26 protein-coding genes are annotated in these 24,382 nt (G+C 34.1%); 3 read left to right on the top strand and 23 right to left on the bottom strand.

The features are described from left to right. Nucleotides 1–12: 12 nt before the first annotated feature. Nucleotides 13–411, bottom strand: a complete 399-nt coding sequence (locus AC1RO3_RS07220; RefSeq protein WP_481761824.1) for a DUF948 domain-containing protein — start codon at nt 409–411, stop codon at nt 13–15. 163 nt (nt 412–574) lie between these two features. On the opposite strand from AC1RO3_RS07220, the gene AC1RO3_RS07215 reads away from it, so the two are divergent. After that, nucleotides 575–1,495, top strand: coding sequence for a mechanosensitive ion channel family protein (locus AC1RO3_RS07215; protein ID WP_481761862.1), 921 nt, complete (start codon nt 575–577; stop codon nt 1,493–1,495). A 38-nt stretch (nt 1,496–1,533) separates the two neighbouring features. Here AC1RO3_RS07215 and AC1RO3_RS07210 read toward each other — a convergent pair whose 3' ends face one another. Genes AC1RO3_RS07210 through cbpB form a run of 3 tightly spaced genes read right to left on the bottom strand, consistent with a single transcriptional unit; the run spans nt 1,534 to nt 3,927 of the window. Beyond that, entirely contained in the window at nt 1,534–2,679 is a 1,146-nt protein-coding gene (locus AC1RO3_RS07210) for an N-acetyldiaminopimelate deacetylase (RefSeq protein WP_481761825.1), read from the bottom strand. A gap of 30 nt (nt 2,680–2,709) precedes the next feature. Further along, entirely contained in the window at nt 2,710–3,417 is a 708-nt protein-coding gene (gene dapD, locus AC1RO3_RS07205) for a 2,3,4,5-tetrahydropyridine-2,6-dicarboxylate N-acetyltransferase (RefSeq protein ID WP_481761826.1), read from the bottom strand. A gap of 27 nt (nt 3,418–3,444) precedes the next feature. Continuing rightward, on the bottom strand, nt 3,445–3,927 hold the full coding sequence (cbpB, locus tag AC1RO3_RS07200) for a cyclic-di-AMP-binding protein CbpB (protein ID WP_481761827.1): 483 nt from the start codon (nt 3,925–3,927) through the stop codon (nt 3,445–3,447). A 165-nt stretch (nt 3,928–4,092) separates the two neighbouring features. Between cbpB and AC1RO3_RS07195 the strand changes: the two genes are divergently transcribed. Next, on the top strand, nt 4,093–4,830 hold the full coding sequence (locus AC1RO3_RS07195; RefSeq protein WP_409022771.1) for an MIP/aquaporin family protein: 738 nt from the start codon (nt 4,093–4,095) through the stop codon (nt 4,828–4,830). A gap of 48 nt (nt 4,831–4,878) precedes the next feature. Here the strand turns inward: AC1RO3_RS07195 and AC1RO3_RS07190 are convergent, their stop codons facing one another. The 3 genes from AC1RO3_RS07190 to racE are packed head-to-tail and all read right to left on the bottom strand — an operon-like array spanning nt 4,879 to nt 7,457. Then, nucleotides 4,879–5,403 (bottom strand): YfcE family phosphodiesterase, encoded by a 525-nt coding sequence (locus tag AC1RO3_RS07190; protein ID WP_481762414.1) that lies wholly within the window; start codon nt 5,401–5,403, stop codon nt 4,879–4,881. Nucleotide 5,404: 1 nt separating this feature from the next. Continuing rightward, the gene (locus tag AC1RO3_RS07185; RefSeq protein WP_481761829.1) at nt 5,405–6,646 is read right to left on the bottom strand and encodes an XTP/dITP diphosphatase; all 1,242 of its coding nucleotides are present in this window, start codon (nt 6,644–6,646) and stop codon (nt 5,405–5,407) included. A gap of 1 nt (nt 6,647) precedes the next feature. Next, nucleotides 6,648–7,457: a glutamate racemase gene (gene racE, locus AC1RO3_RS07180; protein ID WP_481761830.1), complete on the bottom strand. Its 810-nt coding sequence runs from the start codon at nt 7,455–7,457 to the stop codon at nt 6,648–6,650. Nucleotides 7,458–7,618: 161 nt separating this feature from the next. On the opposite strand from racE, the gene AC1RO3_RS07175 reads away from it, so the two are divergent. Next, nucleotides 7,619–8,107 carry a YslB family protein gene (locus tag AC1RO3_RS07175; RefSeq protein ID WP_481761831.1) on the top strand — a complete coding sequence of 163 codons (489 nt, stop codon included), beginning with the start codon at nt 7,619–7,621 and terminating at the stop codon, nt 8,105–8,107. 55 nt (nt 8,108–8,162) lie between these two features. Here the strand turns inward: AC1RO3_RS07175 and trxA are convergent, their stop codons facing one another. The 16 genes from trxA to tgt all read right to left on the bottom strand — a co-directional run bounded on the left by trxA (nt 8,163) and on the right by tgt (nt 24,376). Further along, nucleotides 8,163–8,474 carry a thioredoxin gene (trxA, locus tag AC1RO3_RS07170; protein ID WP_409022776.1) on the bottom strand — a complete coding sequence of 104 codons (312 nt, stop codon included), beginning with the start codon at nt 8,472–8,474 and terminating at the stop codon, nt 8,163–8,165. 85 nt (nt 8,475–8,559) lie between these two features. Continuing rightward, nucleotides 8,560–10,917, bottom strand: a complete 2,358-nt coding sequence (locus AC1RO3_RS07165; RefSeq protein ID WP_481761832.1) for an endonuclease MutS2 — start codon at nt 10,915–10,917, stop codon at nt 8,560–8,562. Between the two features lie 19 nt (nt 10,918–10,936). Beyond that, nucleotides 10,937–11,464 carry a CvpA family protein gene (locus tag AC1RO3_RS07160; protein WP_481761833.1) on the bottom strand — a complete coding sequence of 176 codons (528 nt, stop codon included), beginning with the start codon at nt 11,462–11,464 and terminating at the stop codon, nt 10,937–10,939. Nucleotides 11,465–11,468: 4 nt separating this feature from the next. Next, the gene (gene zapA, locus AC1RO3_RS07155; RefSeq protein ID WP_481761834.1) at nt 11,469–11,723 is read right to left on the bottom strand and encodes a cell division protein ZapA; all 255 of its coding nucleotides are present in this window, start codon (nt 11,721–11,723) and stop codon (nt 11,469–11,471) included. A 145-nt stretch (nt 11,724–11,868) separates the two neighbouring features. After that, nucleotides 11,869–12,162 carry a DUF1292 domain-containing protein gene (locus AC1RO3_RS07150; protein WP_409022780.1) on the bottom strand — a complete coding sequence of 98 codons (294 nt, stop codon included), beginning with the start codon at nt 12,160–12,162 and terminating at the stop codon, nt 11,869–11,871. Between the two features lie 14 nt (nt 12,163–12,176). Then, nucleotides 12,177–12,611 (bottom strand): Holliday junction resolvase RuvX, encoded by a 435-nt coding sequence (gene ruvX, locus AC1RO3_RS07145; RefSeq protein WP_409021430.1) that lies wholly within the window; start codon nt 12,609–12,611, stop codon nt 12,177–12,179. 8 nt (nt 12,612–12,619) lie between these two features. Beyond that, nucleotides 12,620–12,880: an IreB family regulatory phosphoprotein gene (locus tag AC1RO3_RS07140; protein WP_481761835.1), complete on the bottom strand. Its 261-nt coding sequence runs from the start codon at nt 12,878–12,880 to the stop codon at nt 12,620–12,622. Between the two features lie 147 nt (nt 12,881–13,027). Continuing rightward, entirely contained in the window at nt 13,028–15,685 is a 2,658-nt protein-coding gene (gene alaS, locus AC1RO3_RS07135; protein ID WP_481761836.1) for an alanine--tRNA ligase, read from the bottom strand. A gap of 275 nt (nt 15,686–15,960) precedes the next feature. Continuing rightward, entirely contained in the window at nt 15,961–17,286 is a 1,326-nt protein-coding gene (locus AC1RO3_RS07130; protein ID WP_409021433.1) for a DEAD/DEAH box helicase, read from the bottom strand. 1 nt (nt 17,287) lies between these two features. Further along, the gene (locus tag AC1RO3_RS07125; RefSeq protein WP_481761837.1) at nt 17,288–18,241 is read right to left on the bottom strand and encodes a DHH family phosphoesterase; all 954 of its coding nucleotides are present in this window, start codon (nt 18,239–18,241) and stop codon (nt 17,288–17,290) included. A gap of 15 nt (nt 18,242–18,256) precedes the next feature. Continuing rightward, nucleotides 18,257–18,937 (bottom strand): metal-dependent hydrolase, encoded by a 681-nt coding sequence (locus AC1RO3_RS07120; protein ID WP_481761838.1) that lies wholly within the window; start codon nt 18,935–18,937, stop codon nt 18,257–18,259. A 57-nt stretch (nt 18,938–18,994) separates the two neighbouring features. Next, complete coding sequence (dinB, locus tag AC1RO3_RS07115; protein ID WP_481761839.1) at nt 18,995–20,137, bottom strand: DNA polymerase IV; 1,143 nt, start codon at nt 20,135–20,137, stop codon at nt 18,995–18,997. A gap of 137 nt (nt 20,138–20,274) precedes the next feature. After that, nucleotides 20,275–20,985, bottom strand: coding sequence for a B3/B4 domain-containing protein (locus AC1RO3_RS07110; RefSeq protein ID WP_481761840.1), 711 nt, complete (start codon nt 20,983–20,985; stop codon nt 20,275–20,277). A 147-nt stretch (nt 20,986–21,132) separates the two neighbouring features. Then, a complete protein-coding gene (zwf, locus tag AC1RO3_RS07105; RefSeq protein ID WP_481761841.1) occupies nt 21,133–22,620 on the bottom strand; it encodes a glucose-6-phosphate dehydrogenase in 1,488 nt (495 codons plus the stop codon). Between the two features lie 164 nt (nt 22,621–22,784). Further along, on the bottom strand, nt 22,785–23,147 hold the full coding sequence (yajC, locus tag AC1RO3_RS07100) for a preprotein translocase subunit YajC (RefSeq protein WP_409021441.1): 363 nt from the start codon (nt 23,145–23,147) through the stop codon (nt 22,785–22,787). Nucleotides 23,148–23,230: 83 nt separating this feature from the next. Further along, the gene (tgt, locus tag AC1RO3_RS07095) at nt 23,231–24,376 is read right to left on the bottom strand and encodes a tRNA guanosine(34) transglycosylase Tgt (protein ID WP_481761842.1); all 1,146 of its coding nucleotides are present in this window, start codon (nt 24,374–24,376) and stop codon (nt 23,231–23,233) included. Between the last annotated feature and the right edge of the window lie 6 nt (nt 24,377–24,382).

Raw genomic sequence — 24,382 nt, 5'->3', positions numbered from 1 at the left:
CCCCTCCTTGTTTTAAACTTTTCTATTTTTATAAAAACTAAATGCCTTTTTACCAACATTAATGAAAGCTGAAGAATCTTTAGCCCTCTTTGACGTCGCTGAAACGTGTGTCATTAATCCTCGACTTGCATCATTCAAATCAGACACACTTTCACTCAAATCAGCAACAGCCTGAAATAAAGGATCAATTGTTGCTACTTTACCATTTACATCGTCTAATAAAATATTTGATTTTACGAGTATATTCTCAACTTCATTTGATAAGCCATCAACATCGCTGGTAATAGATGAAATACTTTTATTCACTTCTCCGAGTGTTCTCATCATTCTCATAAGAACGAAAATAATGAATAGGACTAAGACCGCGAAAGCAACAGCGGCAATTAATCCTGCAATTTGTCCACCTGTCATAATAATTCCTCCTATTTACTTACGTACATTAATTCAAAATCTACTTATAGGATAGCATTCGAACCTAAAAACTGCAATTGATAACATACGACAGTTTTGTATTTAAATTACACATTAGCCCACATGTTTGCTATGATGATATCAATAAATTAATTTAGGGGTGATCGCCATTTTAAACAATCTTTTTTTAGAGCATTTCACAAAGGACAATTTACTTTTAGGGACATTACTAAAAACCGTTACAAAACAAAGTACTTTCCTTTCACGTTACATAGCTCATATCGATTGGGATGCCATTATTAGTAACCTAGTTGAACTAGTTTTTTCTCTTGTTTTCTTTTCTTTTCTATTTATCCTTATAAATTGGATTGGAAAAAAAATCATTCGTCGGACATTTAATCAATATCGAGGATCCGATAGATATTCAACAAATAGAGTTGAAACAATCAATTCACTAACATCAAATATTTTTCACTATATTATGTTATTTTTTTATCTTTACGCTATTCTGTCGGTGCTCGGTGTTCCCGTTGGTACCTTAATTGCAGGTGCCGGAATCTTAAGTGTTGCTTTAGGTCTTGGCGCACAAGGATTCGTAACTGATGTCGTCACTGGATTCTTTATTCTTTTAGAACAACAATTCGATGTTGGAGATATCGTTAGAATTGATTCAATTGAGGGTCCTATCGTGGCTGTCGGCCTACGTACGACTCAAATTGAAGACTATGATGGTATTTTGCATTTTGTCCCAAATAGAAATATCACAATTGTCAGTAATTTATCTCGCAATAATATGCGAGCAGTTATCGATATCCGAATTGATGTCACTGACGATGTGGATAAAATCACCCATATTGTACAGAACGTTAATGAAAAGTTAGTCCCACTTCATCCCGAAATTAAAGATGGACCAAATATTTTAGGTCTAGTTGATCTTGGCAAAGGAAATTTGGTCTTTAGAGTCGTTGTGTTCACTTTAAATGGTGAACAGGCATCTACTCAACGGACATTTCTTGCCGGTTATCTAACGGCTTTAAATGATGCTCAAATACATGTCTTAAACTCACCTATCTCACTTAACTAAAAAATGACTCAATTATGAAATCATAATTGAGTCATTTTTTAGTTTCTTATTTGTTGATCTCTATCTGTCAAAAAATGGACCATTGCAAGAACACCTGCATCAATTGCAGCTTCTTTAGGCGCCAAAAATTCAGAATGTAGCGAGTAAGGACTATCTACACCCAACCAAAACATTGTTCCAGGTATTTTAGACAATAAAAATCCAAAATCTTCTCCCGTCATTGCAGGTTGTGTTTCAACAAATGAAACTTCTGGATCGTTTTTCATAAATCGAATAAAGTTTTCAGTCCTGCTATCATCATTTTCAACAGGTAGATAACCACCTTGAATGAGGTTTAATTCTACTTCGCAATCGTACATTAATGCGATACCCTCACAAATTGTTTTAACACGTTTTTGAATCAATAAATTCATTTCTTGTGTTAACGCACGAATTGTTCCATTAATCTGTGCTTCACCAGCAATAACATTACCAGTCGTTCCAGCAGTAAATTGACCCAACGTAACAACTCCAGATTGTATTGGATCGACATTTCGACTGATAATCGTTTGTAATTGCGTGACCAACTGTGCACCAGCAACTACCATGTCATTAGCCTGATGTGGGTATGCAGCATGTCCACTTTTTCCGGCTAGGTGTGCATGAATTTCACACGTACCTGCGAACAAAGTGCCTAATCGAGTTCCAATTGTTCCAGCAGGTAATTGTGGATTATCATGGAATGCATAAATTTCATCAGGCATCCACTCATCTAATAATCCACTCTCATAGAGTCGCTTACCACCACTGGCATTTTCTTCTGCTGGTTGAAAGATAAAAGTCATATTTACTGTTGGTTGATTTTCAGAAAAGTAATTTAGAATTCCGAGCGCAACCGTCATATGAATATCATGCCCACAAGCATGCATTCTACCTTCATTCCGTGATGAAAATGGCAGTCCTGTCTTTTCAGTAACAGGTAGTCCGTCAATATCAGTCCGATATCCAATTGTATACCCGCCAATAGAACCAACTACTCGAACTAAAATACCAGTTTCAACTGTTTTAATTACTATAAAACTTTGATTAAATTTTGAAATTAAGTTCAGTAGATAGGCTTGAGTTTCAAATTCTTCTAATCCAATTTCCGGAATTTGGTGTAAGTCCCGTCTGATTTTAATTAGTTCTTCAGTTGTTAAACTCATTTCTATCTGTTCCCTCGTTTCAATTTATTTCTAGATATTACGTAACTCTGCTAAAATTTCTGTTTTATCTTTTGTTTTATCATCGATATCTTTAACTTTTTTTGCGGGCATCCCTACGACTACCGTATAAGGTGCAACATCTTTAGTAACAACAGCTCCAGCACCAACAACGGCACCTTTACCAACACGAACGCCTTCAAGCACGACAACATTTCCACCAATTAAAACGTCATCTTCAATAATAACAGGTGTTGCTGAAGGTGGTTCGACAACCCCAGCAAGTACTGTTCCAGCACCAATATGACAATTATCTCCAACAATTGCACGACCACCTAAAACAGCACCCATATCAATCATTGTTCCCTTACCAATTTCAGCACCAATATTAATGATAGCGCCCATCATGATAACAGCGTTATCGCCAATTAAAACTTGATCGCGAATAACTGCACCTGGTTCAATACGTGCATTAATCTTTTTTAAATCTAATAACGGAACAGCTGAATTACGAGTTTCATTTTCAATATGAGAACTTACAATTTTTGAATTTTCATTTAGGAAAGGTTCAATATCTGCCCAATCACCAAATAAAACGCCAGCTTTATCATTTAAGTAGTCTTCTATCGTATCTGGTACATCGATTTCAACTAAATCCCCTTTAATATATACCTTAACGGGTGTTTTCTTTTTTGAAGTGCTAATAAAATTAATAATTTCGTGTGCATCTAAATTTGCCATCATCATTCTCCTAATATTTCATATTATTTATTTTCTTTCTTTAGTTTCAATATCTTGAACTATATACTCTTTTTCAAATTCATGAGCAATATGATTCATACTTTTCATAAGCTCACGACGTGTCACGATACCTGTAAAACTGCCCTCAGAAGAAACAACTGATAAAAAGGGATGGTCCACAAGTAAGTGCAAAACATTCTCAATATCGTAAGGATCTTGAATAGTGGGAATATCAGTTTCCATAACATCTTTAACACGAACTTCGTGTAATCGGCTGACATCCAATTCATCTAATCCTAACATTGTCTCAGTAATCATAGACAAGGATAACAATCCTTTAAACTTATAATCATTATCTAAAACGGGAATTTTAGCATAATGAACTTTTGTTAAAACCAATAGTGCGTGATCCAGGAAGTTATTTTCTTGTACATTAGCAACAATTTCAGCTGGAATTAAAAAGTGTTCCTGGTTTTCGGATAACATTTTTTCAATAGACTTAGCTATCATTCAATAGGTCCTCCTTCCAAACTTTTAGAACAACTCCTATTTTATAATAAATTGAACGCAGACACTAATTTTTTTTAAAAATCGAGCCAATTATTAATAAATATTTACATTTGTTCGCAATATTGGTAACATAATAAATATTGCGAACAAAAATAGGAGGATACAATGGATTATACATTAACAACAAGATTAGCTGCAGAATTTATTGGTACAGCAATTATGGTTATTTTAGGTAATGGTTCGGTGGCCAATGTCGAACTTGGGCATACAAAAGGACATGGTAGTGATTGGGCTTTAATCGCCTTCGGTTATGGATTCGGTGTTATGATTCCCGCCTTAATCTTTGGTAGTATTTCAGCAAATCATATTAATCCAGCTTTCACTTTAGGATTAGCTTTTTCTGGTTTGTTCCCATGGGGTGAAGTACTTCCCTACATGACAGTACAATTTTTAGGTGCATTCGTTGGACAAGCTATTGTTGTTGCAGCCTACAAACCTTACTATGATCAAACAACTGATCCTGAACGTATTTTAGGTACTTTCTCAACTATTGATGCCGCTCAAAGTAAATTAAATGGTTTTATTAATGAATTTGTTGGTACTTTCATTTTGATATTTGGCGCCATTGGTATTACAAAAGCACCATTTTTCTCCGATAACCTCGGAACAGCTCATCTCGGATTAGGTTTCTTAGTCCTTGTATTAGTTGCATCATTGGGTGGCGCAACTGGCCCAGCCCTAAACCCAGCTCGTGATCTTGCTCCACGTTTACTACATCAACTATTACCTCTTAAAAATAAAGGTAACTCACAATGGGATTATAGTTGGGTCCCAGTCGTTGCACCAATTGCAGCCGGCATTTGTGCCGTTTTCCTATACAAATCACTTTTTATGCTAGCTTAAATTTTAAAAACCTCTAAACGATAAAATTCGTTTAGAGGTTTTTTTTCGCTATTTACGTTTAAACTCGCAAGTTAATTCTGGTATTAATTTATGCTGTCTAGTGAAATATGAGACGTGAACATTTTTTTCGTTTGCTTCTACTATCGCATATGTTCCACCAATCCCTTGATACATCCCTCTAGGAAGACTAATGCTCCCAGGATTTAAAATTAATACGCCATCGTCAGTCATCTCACATCCTAATTCATGAGTATGTCCAAAAAATACGAATTTAGCATGATTAGCCTTAGCTTTTAATTCAAGTGTGAACAGTCCTGTTTTAACGTTAGTCAGATGCCCGTGAGAGAGATAGATAGTTTCCCCGCTCACAATTTCAACTAATTCTTCTGGAAAATTCATATCAAAATCCATGTTTCCTAGGACACCATCAAATTTATTAAAAAGCGGATCATTTGCTTCTAATTCTGAATCGCCACAATGAAAAAATACATCAACTTGATTTTTATTATGTACTAAAATAGATTCTAATATATCACGATCTCCATGACTATCACTCACAACTAAGCACTTCATCTTATTTTTCCCACCAATCATTAAAATTTGACATTAACTTGACGGTTGCACGACCGCGATGACTAATTTTATTTTTTTCTACTTCAGTCAGTTCAGCCATAGACTTATATAATTCAGGTACATAAAAAAGTGAGTCATAACCAAATCCGTTATCTCCACGTGGTATACCCAAAATTTCTCCAGCCACTTCACCGTCTACAACTAGTGACTCGTTACCAGGTTTTGCAAAAACTAACGTTGTATGGAAATTTGCAGTCCTTTTGTCTTTCGGCACGTCAGTCATTTCATGTAATAATTTCGCATTATTCGCAGCGTCATTATGGTCCTCAGCAAAACGAGCAGAAAATATACCTGGTCGACCATCTAAGGCGTCCACCATTAAACCAGAATCATCTGCTAAAACAGGTAATTGTGTTAATTGTGAAATTGTTTCTGCCTTTAATCTTGCATTCTCTTCAAATGTTTTCCCAGTTTCTTCAACATCTGGTAATTCAGGATAGTCCAACAACGTAGTAACTTTAAATCCTAGTGGATTAAAAAAACGTTTAAATTCAGTCGCTTTTCCTTCATTTTTAGTTGCAATTAAAATCACATCTTTTTGATTCTCAATATGTTCATTTTGAATTAAAATGGTTTTCTTCTGCGAATTACCCATTAATTCTGATAATCCTGACATTGCTCCACCTAAAAGTTGCGTTAATTTGTCACCAAGTAAATCAGCATTAGATTTTTCAAAATTCAATTGTAAAAAAGCCCCTGATTCATTTTGAACAATTAATAAATGACTATCGGCTGTTTCCTCTTCTTCACTTGTTAAATCAGCAAATAACTCATCATGAATGAAACCAACATTAATCGCTGAAAATGGTTTTAATTTTTGACCGTTACTCTTTAACAATAAATTTTGAATTGCTACATAACTCGCATTAATAACTGTTGCAATAATATCCCCATCAGCTTGCATGATTTGTACTTGTAAATTAAATCCAGTATCTTTTAATGTTTCTGCCAAGGCCGTCTTAAGCGATGATAAAATCAATTCAATTTTGACATTGCTTTGAGCACTCAACCACTGATTAACGTCTACTTTCAATTCACCAATGTTATCTGTTTCGTTAACTAAAATTGTTACCTTAGTCAAGCCCAACTGGTATTCAATCGCACTATCGACTTCCTTAAGACTTAATTTTGTAATTGAGACTGGTCTAACTTCTAAATTATCTCGATTCTCATTTTTACGCATGTTAGTCTCCCTGTCCTAAATGAATTGTTTTAGAATTTATATTTTCTAATCCTAACCAACCTGATGCAATTTCGTTAAAATCATTCGCATCACCCGTCGTAAAAAATTCATGTTCAATTTTTGCTTCACTTTTAGCCGCAATATTAAAATAATCTAAGATAGTTGAAACATCGTTAACTGTTTCAGCTCCTGAATCAATCAACGTTACTTTATCACCAACCGCATTTTGAATAAAAGGTCTGAGTAATGGATAGTGAGTACAGCCCATGACTAGTGTATCAATGTTTTTATCATCAAAAAAAGCTAACGTTTCATTAACAACTCGTTCAGCGATTTCTGATTCGTATTGATCACTCTCGACAATTGGGACGAACTTTGGACAAGGTAAGCTCGTCACAAATAAATTAGGATTTTTTTCATGTAACGTATTACTATATGCGCTACTTTTAATCGTACCTTCCGTCCCAATAACGCCTACTCTTTGGTTTTTAGATGACTTAATTGCCGCTCTACTTCCTGGTTTTATAACACCAATCACTGGGATTGCTAATTTTTCTCGTAAATCATCCAAGGCAGCAGCCGTTGCTGTATTACAAGCAATCACTAACATTTTTATCCCTTTACTTAACAAAAAAGATGTCATATCCCAAGTGAATTCTAAAACTTGTTCTGAGGGCCGAGGTCCATATGGCATTCTAGCTGTATCACCTAAATAGTATATTTTTTCGTTTGGTAATTGTTTAAGTGCTTCTTTTACAACTGTTAATCCACCAACACCTGAATCAATAAATCCAATTGCTTGATTATTCATTTTCTAACCTCTTTTTCGATTACTTATCAATCTTAATTATGACTTGTCTTTACTCAAAATTCAAGTCTAGTCATTTAACATTAATTTATGAAAAATCAATATCATCTAATCTTAAATAACGGTATAATACTTGTATATTATATATCCAGAGGGAGATCCATATGAAACCAAATTTGATTGAAAATTTATTATCAGCTGACAACAATGATACATTCGCATATGAACTTATTCGCGATAGTTTAATACCAGAAGTAATTGGTACGGATACAACAATTTTATACTGGGTTGGTAAAAAAATGGCCCGTAATGCTAACCTCGCTAATATTGCAGACCTTATTACCTTTTTTGAAAAGGCAAATTGGGGTACTCTTGAAGTGGTTAAAGAAAAAAAAGACAAGCAAACTTGGTTACTATCTGGTAATATTGTTACCTTCAGACAGAATCAGATTAAGTCTGCTGATTTTAACCTAGAAGCTGGGTTTATTGCTGAAACTATCCAAATTCAAAGTGGTTTCACATCAGAAACAATAATTGAAAATCAAAATAATAAATCCGGTGTTTCAATTATTGTTCAAACTGATTTAAAAGATCCTAATATGACAGAACCAACTGACCAATTTCACTTCAAAGTACCAACTGAAACTGAATAATTATCGAATAGATAATTAAAAAGAGCTGACTTTAAAAGTCAGCTCTTTTTAATTACTAAATATATTGTGCTAAAACTTCTTTAACCTGATCTTTTGAATGATAACCGACGATTGTATCAACAACTTCGCCATCTTTTTTAATCATTAAAGTTGGAATACTCATGATACCAAAAGATTGTGCTGTTGCTGGATTTTGATCAATATCCATTTTAGAAAATTTTACTTTATCGCCCATTTCTTGTTCTAAATCTTCAATAGCTGGCGATTGCATACGACAAGGACCACACCATGTTGCCCAAAAATCTGTCAATGTTACACCTGAATCTGTTACTTTTTCAAATTCTTTATCTGTAATTGCTTGTACCATTTGAATTCCCCCTTTTATTATTTATGTGACCATCATATCAAAGAAAATAATACCACGCCACATTTTTGCTTACAAAAAGTAAACGTTACTTGAATTCTACGATAGTTGCGCCATTTCCACCAGCATTGGGTGCTGCAAATTCAAATGACTTAACATGACGATTTGATTTCAAATAATCTGTTATTCCAGTTCTTAAGGCTCCAGTCCCTTTACCATGAACAATAGTAACAGAAGCATATCCAGCAAGTAAAACAGAATCAATATACTGATCAACTTGGCTCATTGCATCATCATAGCGCTGTCCACGAAGATCAAGCGATGTTGAAACGCTTGTTGAAGCCGCATTTTTAAAAATGGTTCTATCCTTTTTATCATTCTCGATATGAACTTTTTGAAGGTCGTTTTCATTAATTTTCATTTTTAGAATACCAAGTTGAACTTCCCACTCTGTCTTACTCATTTTTTTAACTAAAACACCTTGTTGACCATAAGTTTTAACTAAGACATCGTCGTTCACATGGAATTCTTGTTTATTTTTAGCTCGTTGTAGGACCTTATTTTTCTTCAAAGCATTTGTTGGTTGATGCATTTGTGATAATTGTGATTTTGCATCAATTAATTCATGTTCTTTAACAGCTTGTCCTTGAAGCATCTGCATTTGGCGAATTTCTTTTATTATTTTATCTGCATTTATTTCTGCTTCTGCCACGATTTCATTAGCTTTTCCCTTAGCCTTATCCGTCATTGACTCTCTTTGCGCAACAAACTCGGCATACTGTTTAGCTAGGTCATCATGTAATTTCGTTGAATCTTCTAGTTGTGCTTTTAATGCCAGTGTCTCATCTTCTGCCTTTTTTCGCTTACTCATTAAGTCAGAAATCATTTCATTCAAATCTTGGCTATCTTGATTGGTCAAGTTTTGCGCTTGATCAACAACATTTGACGCTAACCCAATTTTACGAGAAATATCAAACGCATTACTACGACCAGGTATTCCAATTAATAATCGATAAGTTGGTTGTAACGTTTCACTATCAAATTCCATACTAGCATTAATTGTTCCAGCACGATTAAACCCATACGCTTTTAATTCGGGATAATGTGTTGTAGCAACTGTATAACTACCTTTTTCTCCAACAGCATCAAGAATTGCAATCGCCAAAGCTGCACCTTCTTGTGGATCCGTTCCAGCTCCTAATTCATCAAATAAAACTAATGAATGTTCGTTAATATTAGCTAAAATAGAAACGATATTAGTCATATGAGCAGAAAATGTACTTAAGCTCTGTTCAATCGATTGTTCATCCCCAATATCTGCAAAGATATCTTCAAAAATACCAATACGACTACCTTCATTTGTTGGAATATTTAAACCTGATTGTCCCATCATCTGAATTAAGCCTAATGTTTTTAACGTAATTGTTTTACCACCGGTATTAGGTCCCGTAACAACAATTGCTTGATAATCTTTTCCTAACATAATATCGTTAGCAACTACTTTTTTACTATCCAATAAAGGATGACGTGCTTGTCTTAAAAAAATGTCATTTTCAACACTAATTGCTGGTTCAGTTGCTTTAATTGAGCTTGCATATTGTGCCTTTGCATTAACAAAATCGAAATGTCCTAAAATATAAGCATTTTCTAAAATTTCTGCTGTAAAAGGTGCAACTAATTCAGATAACTCTGCCAAAATACGACGTTCTTCATCTGCTTGAGCAAGTTGCTGTTCGCGTAAATGATTATTCATCTCGACAATTGCTTGCGGTTCAATAAATAAGGTCTGTCCTGTTGCACTTTGGTCATGAACAGCGCCACCAAATTGACCACGATATTCTGCCTTAACAGGGATAACGTAACGTTCATTTCTAATTGTAATTAATGTTTCACTTAAATATTTAGCACTTTTACCACGCGTAAATTCTTGTAGTTTAGCTCTAATGGCACTTTCCGAGCGTAAAATATTTTGTCGAATATTATGCAATACTGGTGAAGCCTCATCAGTAATGTGACCATCATTTTCAATTGACTGATTCAACCTACGATTAATTTCAGGTAGATTTTCAAGCTTTTCTATCCATTCAAATAATCTCGTTAATTCAATTTCAGAATCTGCTAAATCTTTAAAAAATAATTTAACCTCATTAGTCGTTCGTAGTACACGACCAACAGCAGATAGCTCTTTACCATTCAAAGAAGCTCCCATATCTAACCGTTTCATATGTGGCTTAACGTTGACTAATTGTGGTAAAGGAATGCCACCGCGGAGTCGCAATATCTTCACAGCATCTTGTGTTTCGTCTAAATCCTTTTGGATTTTTTCGAGATTAGTCATCGGCTCTAATGCCTTAACTTCTTCTTGTCCAGATTCAGTAGATATAAATGTTTGAATTTGTTGTTTAACTTTTTGATATTCTAATGTCTTTAATCCTTTTTCGTTCATACTTTAATTCTCCTAACATTTAATCTGTAGATGATGTATTTGTAATGAACATCTTTTTAGCTATTGTTGGCGTATCTGTTAGTATTTTTTGAGCAACCGTCGATTCTAAAACAGCTTCATTAACTTTTTGATTAGGCCAAGCCGACAAAATAATTAACCCAATAAAAATAAAAACAAACATCAGTATAACCGATAGAACCCCACCAATTAGTGAATTCACCTGATGAATAACTGGTAATTTTGTAACAGAATTTATTACTCTAATAATACCTCTAATGAGTATACCGCCAACCACAAATAAAGCCGCAAATACAATCATCGAATAAAAGTTAGTCTGAAGATGGTTCGTAATAGATGTCTTATCAGTTTCCATAATTTTAGGGAAACGTTCTCCCAACCAAATAGTAACAGGATTTGTTAAAACTTTAGCAAATAAATAGATAGCGATAAATCCTACAATTCTCAAAAGCGTTAATACTAATCCTTTTCTATAACCGTTAAAAAATGACACAATTAATAAAAAGATAACAATTAAAGAAACTGTCATAATATTACTCCTTTACTTGTGTTTCACCATTAATTTCATTTAATTTTTCTTGTAATTTAATTTGATCTGAAACTGCGTTGATAGCTACTAATATCGCTACTTGTTCATCATCTATTTCAGGTAGCATGTCCTTCACTGATTGAAATTCATTTTTCACCAATGTTGCTACGGCGTCCATGTGTGTGTCTGATTCTGATCCAATAATTGTATACACTTTTTTACCGATTTTAGTCTTATATCTATTCTTTTGATTTTCCAATGAACACCCTCCTTACATTTAATCATTTAAAAATAATTTTACCACGAATTGATCAAAAGAGATATGTGTATCATAGTCCATAATATATAATTTAAAACAAAATAAAAAAGTTAAACCAATTTGGCTCAACTTTTTAAATAATCTTCTATTGCATACTTTCATCTGAAAGGAAGGTATTCAATACTTCTTCTACCATATCCCATTCATCATCGTCTTCGATTGGTTCTAAATCACTTTCAGTTGCTTCACCATTCTCATTAGGACTAAATGAGTAAGCTTGAATTTCAACCTCTTCATCAGCTTCTGAGCCAAGTGGATAAAGCATAATATATGATTTATTGTAATCATCAGATTCAAAGGTAAACAGAACTTCAAAAAGTGTTTCATTACCGTTATCATCTACTAATGTAATCTGTTGGTTTTCTTCTTCATTATTCATATTGTGACCTCACTTTATTCTTTAGTTAATTTGCCTTTACCATCTAAATAATTCTGTAAAATTAGGCTTGCAGCAAGTTTATCAATAACTTTTTTTCTTTTTTTTCTTGATGTATCGGCCTGTTCAACAAGCATACGTTCTGCCTCAACAGTTGTCAACCGTTCATCTTGAAAATCAATTGGCAAGCCAAAAGTTTCAACTAATAACTCGCCGTACTTTTGCGCAGCTTCAGCACGAGGGCCTAATGAGTTGTTCATATTTTTGGGTAAGCCGAGTACAAAGCCAGTTACTTCATACTCTGTAACCAATTCTTTGACACGTTCAATACCAAAGTCACTTCTGTCTTCATTAATACGAATAATTTCAACGCCTTGGGCAGTCCATCCTAATAAATCGCTCATTGAAACGCCGACCGTTCTTGAACCAATATCCAAGCCCATTAATCTCATTTAATTTCCTACTTTTCTTCTGTATTTAAGTAATTTTTAACTAACTCTTCAACAATTTCATCGCGTTCATATTTTCTAATTAAATTACGTGCGTCATTAAATCTAGGAATATAAGCAGGATCGCCCGATAACAAATAGCCAACAATCTGGTTAATAGGGTTGTACCCTTTTTCTTCTAATGATTGGTAAACAGTTACCAATGTATCGTGGACATCTTTTTTATTATTTTCGTCAAAATTAAAGAACATTGTTTTATCTAATGAACTCATAACGTGGCACCCCCATCAATTTATTAACCTAGCTCTATTCTACTAAAAAAAGGACCATTCGACAATCAAAACAAGCTGATGTAATCAAGCCGTAATATAATAAAGAGTATTTATCTATTTATTATTAGATAAATACTCCTTTAATTATTATTTGGTTTGATTATTTAACCAATTTGCTGCTTCTTTGATTGCATCAGCTAAACCTGCTGGATTTTTACCACCTGCTTGAGCTAAGTCTGGTCGGCCACCGCCACCACCGCCAACAAGTGGCGCAATCGTCTTAATTAAATCGCCCGCTTTTAATCCTGATTTAATGCCATCAGCACTAACTGCCGTAATTAAATTAACTTTACCGTCATCACTTGTTGTTCCAATAGCCAAAACATCTGATAATTCTTGGGTTTTCCATTGGTCAGCCAATTGACGTAATTGAGACATCCCTGAAACTGAAACTTTTGCTGCAATTAACGTTTTACCATTAATTTCTTGTTTATTTTTGAAAACATCCCCAGCTTGTTGGCTAGCAATTTTATCTTCAAATGCTTGAATTTGTTGTTCACTTACTTTTAATGCACTTTGTAATTGTTCAATTTTATTTGAAACTTCTACGACTTTATTTACTTTTACTTGTTGTGCTACTGTTTCTAAGAGTTCGTTACGTCCGTTTAAGAAATCAAAAGCTTCTTTAGAAGTTACTGCTTCAATACGACGAACGCCGGCACCAACACCTGATTCAGAAATAATTTTAAATAAGCCGATTTCACTCGTATTTGAAACGTGCGTACCACCACAGAATTCAATTGAATAATCGCCAATTTTCACAACCCGCACAATTTTTCCATATTTTTCTGAGAATAAAGCAATGGCACCCATATTTTTAGCAGAATCAATATCTGTTTCAACAGTTTCAACAGCTAACTCAGCCCAAATCTTATCGTTAACAATCTTTTCAACTTGTTTTAACTGTTTCTCTGAAACGGAACCAATATTTGTAAAATCAAACCGTAGATAAGTGGGTTCGACTAATGACCCAGCTTGATGTGTATGTTCGCCCAGAACATCTCGCAATGCTTGATCAAGTAAATGTGTCGCCGTATGATTTTTTTCAACTTTTTTATGGAAATCTTGATTAATTTCTAGTGTCACTAATTGGTCTTTTTTCATTGCTGCAAGAACTTTAATGGCGTGTAAATTTTGTCCATTAGGTGCATGTTGAACTTCTTCAACTTCAGCAATAACATTGCCTTCTGTATCTTTGATAGTTCCTTTATCAGCAACTTGTCCACCCATTTCAGCGTAAAATGGTGTTTTTGAAAAAATAACTTGAGCGTTATCACCTGGTTTTATGTTATCTACTAACTCGTTATCCACAATTAAATCAACCACTTTGGCGTCATCCACATTAGCTTGTGTATAACCAACATATTCACTAATTGTTTTAATATCTGTTAACATCCCATTTTGAACACCCATTGATTTAGCATTACTACGTGCAGCACGAGCACGATCCTTCTGCTGTTGCATTTCAGCGTTAAACCCTACTTGATCTACAGATAATCCTTCATCTTCGGCATATTCTTTCGTTAATTCAAATGGAAAACCATAAGTATCGTACAATTTAAAGACACCAGCACCAGTTAGCTCTACTTTATTTTCTTTTTTAGTCGTTAAAATAAGATTATTTAATAACTGTAATCCATCTTTTAATGTTTCATTAAATCGTTCTTCTTCAGAACGAACAATTTTAGAAATATACTCTGATTGTTCTAAAACTTCCGGATAATAATCCTTCATAATATTACCAACAACAGGTACAAGTTGCGTTAAAAATGATCCTTCTATCCCTAATTTTTGTCCATGCATCACTGCACGACGAATTAATCGACGAATAACATAGCCACGTCCTTCATTAGAAGGTAAAGCGCCATCACCAATGGCAAATGAAATTGCACGCGCATGATCTGCAATAACCTTAAATGAAATATCATCTTGGGCATTATCATCATATTTTTTATTATTACTCATTTTTTCAGTTGCATCAATTAAGGGTAAGAATAAATCTGTTTCAAAATTAGTTTTTGCATTTTGGAAAATCGAAACAACACGTTCTAAACCCATCCCCGTATCAATATTTTGATGAGGTAGTGGTTCATAGTTATTTTCAGGTGTGTGATTAAATTCAGAGAACACGATATTCCAAACTTCTAGATAACGTTCATTTTCGCCACCAGGATAATTTTCGTCATCATCCTCAGCTAAGTTATTAAAACTTTGTCCACGATCATAAAAAATTTCTGTATCAGGTCCACTAGGTCCTTGTCCAATATCCCAAAAGTTATCTTCTACTTCTACTAGATGATCCTTTGGTAACTTAACTTCTTCTAACCAGATACGTTTTGCTTCCAAATCTTTTGGGTAAACAGTAACGTATAGTTTTTCAGCATCAAATGCGAACCATTTTTCACTTGTTAATAATTCCCAAGCCCAATTAATTGCTTCTGGTTTAAAATAATCCCCAATTGAGAAATTACCCAACATTTCGAATAACGTATGATGACGTGCTGTCTTACCAACATTCTCGATATCATTCGTACGAATACTTTTTTGGGCATTCGTAATTCTAGGATTTTCTGGTACAACTGATCCATCAAAATATTTTTTTAAAGTTGCAACACCGGAATTAATCCACAGTAATGTGGGATCATCCACAGGTAGTAATGAGGCACTAGGTTCAATTGTATGGCCTTTTTCTTTAAAGAAATCTAAATACATTTGGCGTATTTCAGTACTTGTCATTTTTTTCATAAGTGTGACTTCCCTTCTATTTTTAAGCAAAAAACACCGCTGCGAGTAAGGACGCTTATAGCGCGGTACCACCTTACTTGCAACGATGTTTTAGTCGTTTACCTCTTAAACTCGATAACGTTGAGTGGACGTCATTCTATTAATACTTAACACAAGGCAGCTTTTTTAAATAATCATTTCTCTCAGCAAATGAAATGTTTCTGTTAGGCTATTTAAATTTATCCCTGTTTCTAATAAAAATTATATTGAAATCGACTCAAATTGTCAAATTAAGCTTACGACTCTTTACGATTTTGTTTTCTGTTAACGCGACGATCCATTTGATCTTTACGTTTAATTGCTTTTTGAATCTTTTTCTTATATCCAGGTTTACGTTTTTTCTTCTCTTTTTTAACCATTCCTTTGATTACTGGAGCTAAAGGATCTTTGGTTTGTTTACGATTTTCACGGCGATTACGATCATAAGAATCAACGATTTCACCTTTTTTAATATCTTTAGGTGCAAATTTAATCCCCATTGCTTCTAACTCAGCAATTTTATTTTCTTCATTTGGTTCATATAACGTCATCGCAATACCACTCAAACCGTTACGACCAGTACGTCCAACACGATGAATGAAGAATTCTAAATCATTTGGAATATCATCATTGATGACATGTGAAACACCCTCAATATCAATTCCACGCGCTGCCAAATCAGTTGCGACAACATATTGAAAATCTAAATTTTGAACTTCTTTCATGACACGTTTTCGTTCACGAGCTGGCACATCACCATGAATTTTAGCAACTTTTAAATTCTTACCACGTAAATACTCAACAATTTCATCAACACGTGTTTTTGTATTTGCAAAAATAAGTGCGATATATGGTTGTCCCATCGTAATTAATTGATAAATAACTTCATTACGATCATGACCCTTCGTTGGAATAATCCAGTTTTCAATCGTATCACTAATAACTGATTTAGCTGCAATTTCTTCAACTACTGGGTTCTTCATGTATTTCTTTAAAAATGGTTGTAATTTTTGTGGAATAGTTGCTGAAAACACCATCATTTGAAGATCAGAAGGTAATGCAGATGCAATTTGATCAGTTTCTTTCAAAAACCCTAAATCAAGTGTCATATCTGCTTCATCTACAACTAAAGTTGATGCATTATGAATATCTAAAGCGTTACTGCTCATTAAATCAGCAATACGTCCAGGTGTCCCAATGACAATTTGTGGTTGTCTTCTACTTAATTTATCGATTTGACGCTGTTTATCTGTCCCACCAACATAATTTTGAATATGAATAGGTTCGGGACTAAATTCTGCCAATTGCTTAGCAGCTTCATAAATTTGGTAAGCAAGTTCACGACTTGGTGTCGTAATAACTGCTTGAACCGTATTATTTGAAGGATCAAGTTGATTAAAGATTGGTAATAGGAAAGTATGTGTTTTACCACTACCCGTTTGTGATTGACCTACAACGCTTTTACCCTTTAAAACAACTGGTATTAAGCGTTGTTGAACTTCTGTTGGTACATTAAAATGAATTGCTTCAATCGCTTTTAAAAGATACGATTTCAATCCAAAATTTTTAAAATTTTCTGGCATTTTATTCTCCCGTATATGTCTTAGCTAAATCATCAAGTGATTTAACTATTTCTTCGTACTCTGCTTGGTCTTTAGCTCTTGCACCACTGGCCATGGGATGTCCACCACCATCATGCTCTTTTGCTAACTGATTGATTACAGGACCTTTTGATCGTAATCGAACGCGATAGCTACCATCCTTTTGCTGCACAAAAATTGCCCAACATTGAACTTCAATAATTTTACCTGGTAAAGGTACAATTTGAGATGAACCAGCATCGCCCAACTCTATTGAATCTAGATAGTCATGTGTCAATATGACATATGCTGCTTTATGTTCTGTAATAACTAAATTATCATATACATATCCTGATAACTTAGCGACACCTGCGGTAATATTGTCCATTTTTTGGTTTATTTTAGTAGTTGAAAAATGATAAGTCATTAATTCAGCAACCACTTGCATCGTATGTGCAGTTGTTGCTGAATACATGAATCGACCTGTATCGCCAACAATTCCGGCGTATAACATCCTAGCCGCATCATCAGTAACTACAAGTTCTCCACCAACGCCATCAACTAAATCCATAACTAATTCAGAACTACTTGATGCATTTGTTTTCACCCAAACTAAATCACCATAAACGTCTTCATTGGGATGATGATCCAATTTAATTAGGTAGGCACCACTTGTATATCGATCATCTTCAACTCTTGGACGATTAGCCGTATCAATCACGATGACGAGTGCATTATTATACGTCTCATCAGAAATTTCATCTTGGTCACTAATCCATACTAATCCAGCTGAGGGCGCACCAACTTGATAAACCTTTTTGTCAGGAAAACTAGCACGAATAATTGCTGCTAACCCCGATTGAGATCCAATTGCATCAGGGTCTGGACTTTGATGACGATGAATAATAATCGTATCAAATTGTTTAATTTTTTTTAAAATTTCTAACTCAATTTTCACTTAAATGACTCCTTCTTAGAACTCAAATGGAATATCAATCTCGGGAATAATCCCCACACCATCATTCAATAATTGAACAAATTCAACTGGATTTTGTTCAATTTTGGTAAACGTATTGTAATGAATTGGAACAACCTTTTTTGCCTGTACAAATTCAGCTGCAATTGCAGCATCTTCTAAACCCATTGTATAAGTATCACCAATCGGTAAAAATGCTAAATCAACAGGTTCCATATGATTAACTAACTTCATATCTGAAAATAAAGCCGTATCTCCTGCATGATACAAGACTTTCCCATCAATATGCAATTCAAACCCTGCAGCTACACCTAATGTTCTCGCTGTACCATCAATTACCAAGGCAGCAGTATGCCACGCGGGAATAAGTTTTACTGAACCGAAAGGTAATTTAAGCTGACCACCAAAATTTAAAGGCTCAACAATTAAACCCTCATCTTCAAAATAATTAGCTAGTTCATTGATTGTAACGACTTTAGCCCCTGATTTTTTTGCTAACTCAATTGTATCACCCACATGATCGTAGTGTGCATGCGTCACTAAAATATAATCTGGATTTAATTCGTCAATAGTCGTTTTAACTAACGGATTATCTTTAATGAATGGATCAATTAAGATCGTCAACTTATCGTCAGTAACAATTTGAATACTAGATTGTCCAAGCCATGTAATTTTCATGTTTAGTCTTCTTTCGTTTCCAAAGTTGCTCTTAAGTATAACGGTTATTGAGGCCAATTACAAAGGCTGTTTTGTGTCTTTTTTCCCAAATAATGGTAGTTTCATATTTTCAAAACCAATTGGTGCTAAATTTGTCATCGTTAATCCAAGTAACCTAATTCCCTTTTCTGCACCCAATATATCGTCAAAAATCTGTCGTCCATAAAAATAAATAGTTGCTGCATCATTACGAATAAATTCTTCCAATGTTAATCTTTTTGTTAGCGTCGTAAAATCCTGATAGCGAACTTTAATGACTAACGTTTTCCCATGTTTTTGTTGTTTACTCAACGTTTCTGAAACTAAATGTGCAATATACCTAAGTTGTGTTTCAACTTCATCCGTTGTCATCAATAACTTCCCGTATGTTCGCTCGCTACCAATCGATTTTCTCTCTCTTTGCCACTCGACTGGACGATCATCAACACCTCGTACTCGTTTATATAAGAAGTACCCTAATTTACCAAATTGTTGAATTAATTCAACTTCAGATTTTTCTAATAATTCTTTTCCAGTAAGGATACCTTGATTAATCATTTTTGGTTCTGTTTTTTTTCCAACGCCTCTAAATTTACCAATTGGCAATTCAGATAAAAAAGGAATGACATCTTCTGGCAGAATTAATGTCATTCCAGCTGGTTTATTGTAATCGGACGCTAGTTTTGCTAAAAATTTATTATAAGAAACACCCGTTGAACAGGTTAAATGTAATTTTTGATAGATTTCTCTTTGAATCATGTGCGCTGCTTGAATAGCACTTTTAATTTCTTTTTTATTCTGTGTAATATCAAGATAGGCTTCATCAAATGCAATTGGCTCAATCATTTCTGTATATTCATGAAATATTTCATGAAGCTGTCTTGAAACTTCTTTATATAGTGTGAAATCAGGCGATTTAAAAATAGCTTTAGGACAAATTTCATAAGCTTCTTGGGCTGCCATAGCAGAATGGATACCTAATTTTCTTGCCTCATAATTTGCTGTAGCAACAACACCACGACCACCATTTTTTCTAGGATCCTGGGCAATAACTAATGGTTGTCCAATAAATTCAGGATGTTCACGCTCTTCAATTGACGCATAAAAAGCATCCATATCGACATGGATAATTTTTCTTTTTAATAAATTATCGTCTATTGTAATACCATTTAATTCAGCCATTAGTCCCACATCCTTTTCATGCAATTTTACACGAACGCACGTTCCTTTTCAAATTAATTGCTCTTTATTGTCCATTAAGATATAAAAATACCTCATTATCGTTAAACTTATGTTTAACAATTATGAGGTACTTCATATTATTCACCTATAACAGAATTATCCTTATTTAATTTAAAAATTTTACCTTCTACATTAAGATTATCTTTAATAGACTTTTGTAATTGTAACATTGCCTCATCAATAATTTCATTCTGTTCTTTATTGACAGATTCCATTACCATAACAGCATTTTTTGTATCATCTGTTAACATTGTTCTTTTACCATCTCGCCAATTTAAGCATCTGCAAACTGCTCCATCATCATCATAATATAAAACTTCACCAAGCAGAGCTGGTTCATTTTTATCATCACCTAAAGGATAAAAAGCTTCTCCACCTTTAGCAACACCTAAATGAAGATCTCCTTTGATAGCATCTGTATCTTCACCACCAACAGGTACACCATACTCTAATGAAATACTATTGTACAGGTCAACAAGCGGATTTATTGAACCCACACCTTTACCCTGATCAACTCGTTTAAGTAAAGCTTCAATTGATGAACGAGCACCTTTTTTCTTCTTAAAATTTTGGTATGCTTCACGCCAATTAGCCACGACTAAATTGTCTTTGAATGATTCATTTGTTAAATATTTTTGAGCTTTATCCCCAGCTTGTTCAAGCATGTTATCATAAAAATCGGTTTGATTTTCTTTAGGATGATTATCTATATCTTTTAAAAGCATAATATTAATTTGTGCATCTGGAAAGATGTTCCAAAAATCTTCATCTATAATAATTTTATTCATCATTACTCTCCTTATAAATTTATACTTTTATAATCGCTTTCGTACTATAATACTTCTGATATTTTGTCTATTAAAATAATATTTCCCTAAATAATTAAAATTATCATGCAAGAGTTACTTCAATTAATACCGAAGGATTAACGTTTTTTACTTTTTAGGATCGTATATCCAGTAATTACCATCATCCGTTAATAATTTATCTGAAGCCGTTGGACCCATCGATCCACTTAAATAGTTAGGGAATAACGTTTTATCATCATTATCGTTATGCCATGTCTCTAAAATCACATCGGCTACATTCCATGCCTTAGCAACTTCATTCCAATGAGCAAAATTAATTGCATTTCCATCTAACGCATCCAAAATTAACTTTTCGTATGCTTCTGGTGTTTTAGCTTTTGTTTCAGGTGAATTAACATAATCTAAATTCGTTTTATTCGTGTTAAAGCCTTGCCCAATTTCTTTAGTATTAATCGTCAATCTAAATCGTTCATCAGGTTCAACTGTAATTGTTAATACATCTTTACCTAAATGTTCATGTTCAGCACTTGTTCCAAAAATATTTTTTTCAACATTTTTAAAAACAATATTGATTTCAGTATTTTTCTCGACAAGACGTTTACCACTGCGAACATAAACTGGCACACCAGCCCAACGATCATTGTCAATCATTAAACGACCAGCAATAAATGTTTCAATCATTGAATCAGGTGAAATCTGTTTTTCCTCACGATAAGCCTTTTCGGTTCCTGCCTCATTTGCACCATATTGTCCACGAACAAAGTTTTTATTAACTTCATCAGGTTTTAAGATACGGATTGCTTTTAAAGCCTTTAATTTTTCTTTACGAATTTCTGATGCAACAAATTCTTTTGGCATGTCCATTGTTAATAATGAAACAACTTGCATAATGTGATTTTGGAACATATCACGCATAGCGCCACTCGTTTCATAGTACCCGCCACGTTCTTCAACACCTAATGACTCACTCAACGTTAATTGAATATTATCTATATACTTATTATTCCACAATGTTTGCGTAATAATATTACCAAAACGAATTGCTGGAATATTTTGAATCATTTCCTTACCTAGGTAATGATCAATTCTAAATATTTGATCTTCATCAAAAGTATTTGTAATTTCATCATTTAACTTTTTAGCACTTTCAAAATTGCGTCCAAAAGGTTTTTCAATAATTAAACGGTTGAATCCATTTTTAGTTACTAACTTTTGTGACCCTAAATGAGTCGCAATCGTACCAAAAAATTGAGGTGACATTGCTAAGTAGAACATACGGTTACCTTCAATTTGGTATTTTTCATCAAGTTTATCTGCTAATTTTTTTAAAGTTATATAATGTGCAACATCAGTCACATCATGTGATTGATAATAAAAATGTGATACGAAATCAGCAATTTTATTAGCATCATCGCTAACATTAACTAAAGATTCAGTAACAACGTTTTGATAAAAATCATCTGTCCAAGGACGTCTTGCAGTCCCAATTACAGCAAAGTTGGCATCTAAAAATCCTTTTTCAAATAGTTTGAAAAGAGATGGATACAATTTTCGCTTTGCTAAATCTCCGGTTCCACCAAAGATAATAAATAAGGCCTTTTGTTGAGTTTCCATTATTCCACACCACTCTCATTTTTGAGGTTTCAGTCCTCTTTATTAGTAAAATCAATAGTATAAGTTTACATTTTATTAGTAAAATAAACAAGAAAGTTGGTCTTAAACTAGACAATAAAAAAAGTATTAACTCTGATTAGCACAAAGTTAATACTTGAAAATAATTATTTTTCGTCAGAAGAGAATTTATCTTCTTCAGTTTTTGTTTCAATAACTGCATCAGTAGTTGTTTCTTCCTTAACTGCAGCTGCAGGTTCTACTTTAACTGCGGCAGGAAGGACACGTGCGATTGCTGAGCGTTCAAATGTTAAGAAAATACCGTCACAATCAAGTGTAACAGTTTTTGCCTCTTCATCAAAACTATCAATAACGCCGTGTAAACGACCAATAGTTACTACTGCATCCCCAGGTTTTAATTGGTTCATCATATCTTGTTGTTTTTGTTGTTGTTTTTTTTGTGGACGAATCATCATGAAATACATCAAGACGAATAAAGCCACAATCATTAAAATACTACTATATTGCATTAATAAGTCACCTCTATTTCTTTTTTCTTACTACACAAGGGTATCAAACTTATTGACTGAACACCACAGTTATTCAAAAAAATTTAAAAATTCTTAGGATTTTTATCATAAAATCCATATTGTTCAAAAAATGCTTCACGAAATTCTAATAAGTTGTCATCCATAATAGCTTGACGAACATCAGCCATTAAATGTGTTAAAAAATACAAATTATGATAACTAGTTAAACGAATACCAAATGTTTCATCTGCTTTAATCAGATGACGTAAATAAGCACGCGTATAATTCTTACATGTATAACAATCACAGTTTTCATCTAATGGTCTAAAGTCTCGTTCATATTTCGCATTTTTTACAACAACACGGCCCATTGAAGTCATTGTTGTCCCATTTCTAGCAATACGTGTTGGTAACACGCAATCAAACATATCAATTCCACGTAACACCCCATCAATCAAGGCGTCAGCTGAACCAACACCCATTAGATACCGTGGCTTGTCTTCTGGTAACAATGGCGTTGTGAAATCTAAAACGCGGTTCATTTCAGCTTTTGATTCCCCTACCGATAACCCACCTATTGAATAACCAGGAAAGTCCATTGAAACTAAATCACGCGCACTTCGTTCTCTCAAATTTCGATGACCGCCACCTTGAACAATTCCAAATAAAGCCTGTTCTTTCGGATTCAAATGAGCTTCAAGTCCTCTTTCAGCCCAGCGGCTTGTCCGATCAACTGATTTGCTAATATAGTCATAACTTTCAGAAAATGGTGGACATTCATCAAAACTCATCATAATATCCGCACCTAAAGCATTTTCTATGTGGATCGCTTTTTCTGGTGATAAGAATAATTTTTCTCCATTTAGATGACTTCTAAATTTGACGCCTTCCTCAGTAATATCACGCATCTTTGCTAATGAAAATACTTGAAAGCCACCCGAATCAGTCAAAATACCTTTATCCCAATTCATAAATTTATGTAACCCACCAGCTTCTTGTACGACATCTTCACCGGGGCGTAACCATAAATGATAGGTGTTTGATAAGATAATATTAGCACCAAGTTCGTCTAATTCTTCAGGTGCCATTGATTTAACAGATGCTAGTGTACCTACGGGCATAAACATTGGCGTTGGGAAAGTTCCGTGAGGTGTAATAATTTCACCAAGTCTGGCACCTGTCCGTTTGTCTTTTTTGATTAACCGATACTTAATTGCGGGCTCTACCATTATTAA

The organism is Dellaglioa sp. CoH-57-MRSF-19 (assembly GCF_056781975.1).
Note: the sequence above shows the minus strand (reverse complement) of the source record. Positions and strands in the feature narration are given on the sequence as shown.

Coding starts and splice junctions, on each gene's coding strand:
- AC1RO3_RS07120 (WP_481761838.1), bottom strand. CDS start 18,937: ATGAAAATTACATGGCTTGGACAATCTAGTATTCAAATTGTTACTGAC.
- dapD (WP_481761826.1), bottom strand. CDS start 3,417: ATGGCAAATTTAGATGCACACGAAATTATTAATTTTATTAGCACTTCA.
- dinB (WP_481761839.1), bottom strand. CDS start 20,137: ATGGCTGAATTAAATGGTATTACAATAGACGATAATTTATTAAAAAGA.
- AC1RO3_RS07110 (WP_481761840.1), bottom strand. CDS start 20,985: ATGAATAAAATTATTATAGATGAAGATTTTTGGAACATCTTTCCAGAT.
- zwf (WP_481761841.1), bottom strand. CDS start 22,620: ATGGAAACTCAACAAAAGGCCTTATTTATTATCTTTGGTGGAACCGGA.
- AC1RO3_RS07165 (WP_481761832.1), bottom strand. CDS start 10,917: ATGAACGAAAAAGGATTAAAGACATTAGAATATCAAAAAGTTAAACAA.
- yajC (WP_409021441.1), bottom strand. CDS start 23,147: ATGCAATATAGTAGTATTTTAATGATTGTGGCTTTATTCGTCTTGATG.
- AC1RO3_RS07130 (WP_409021433.1), bottom strand. CDS start 17,286: ATGCCAGAAAATTTTAAAAATTTTGGATTGAAATCGTATCTTTTAAAA.
- AC1RO3_RS07185 (WP_481761829.1), bottom strand. CDS start 6,646: ATGCGTAAAAATGAGAATCGAGATAATTTAGAAGTTAGACCAGTCTCA.
- AC1RO3_RS07140 (WP_481761835.1), bottom strand. CDS start 12,880: ATGAGTTCATTAGATAAAACAATGTTCTTTAATTTTGACGAAAATAAT.
- AC1RO3_RS07150 (WP_409022780.1), bottom strand. CDS start 12,162: ATGAATAATGAAGAAGAAAACCAACAGATTACATTAGTAGATGATAAC.
- cbpB (WP_481761827.1), bottom strand. CDS start 3,927: ATGATAGCTAAGTCTATTGAAAAAATGTTATCCGAAAACCAGGAACAC.
- AC1RO3_RS07175 (WP_481761831.1), top strand. CDS start 7,619: ATGAAACCAAATTTGATTGAAAATTTATTATCAGCTGACAACAATGAT.
- AC1RO3_RS07190 (WP_481762414.1), bottom strand. CDS start 5,403: ATGAAGTGCTTAGTTGTGAGTGATAGTCATGGAGATCGTGATATATTA.
- AC1RO3_RS07160 (WP_481761833.1), bottom strand. CDS start 11,464: ATGACAGTTTCTTTAATTGTTATCTTTTTATTAATTGTGTCATTTTTT.
- racE (WP_481761830.1), bottom strand. CDS start 7,457: ATGAATAATCAAGCAATTGGATTTATTGATTCAGGTGTTGGTGGATTA.
- alaS (WP_481761836.1), bottom strand. CDS start 15,685: ATGAAAAAAATGACAAGTACTGAAATACGCCAAATGTATTTAGATTTC.
- AC1RO3_RS07195 (WP_409022771.1), top strand. CDS start 4,093: ATGGATTATACATTAACAACAAGATTAGCTGCAGAATTTATTGGTACA.
- tgt (WP_481761842.1), bottom strand. CDS start 24,376: ATGGTAGAGCCCGCAATTAAGTATCGGTTAATCAAAAAAGACAAACGG.
- trxA (WP_409022776.1), bottom strand. CDS start 8,474: ATGGTACAAGCAATTACAGATAAAGAATTTGAAAAAGTAACAGATTCA.
- AC1RO3_RS07220 (WP_481761824.1), bottom strand. CDS start 411: ATGACAGGTGGACAAATTGCAGGATTAATTGCCGCTGTTGCTTTCGCG.
- AC1RO3_RS07210 (WP_481761825.1), bottom strand. CDS start 2,679: ATGAGTTTAACAACTGAAGAACTAATTAAAATCAGACGGGACTTACAC.
- ruvX (WP_409021430.1), bottom strand. CDS start 12,611: ATGAGATTAATGGGCTTGGATATTGGTTCAAGAACGGTCGGCGTTTCA.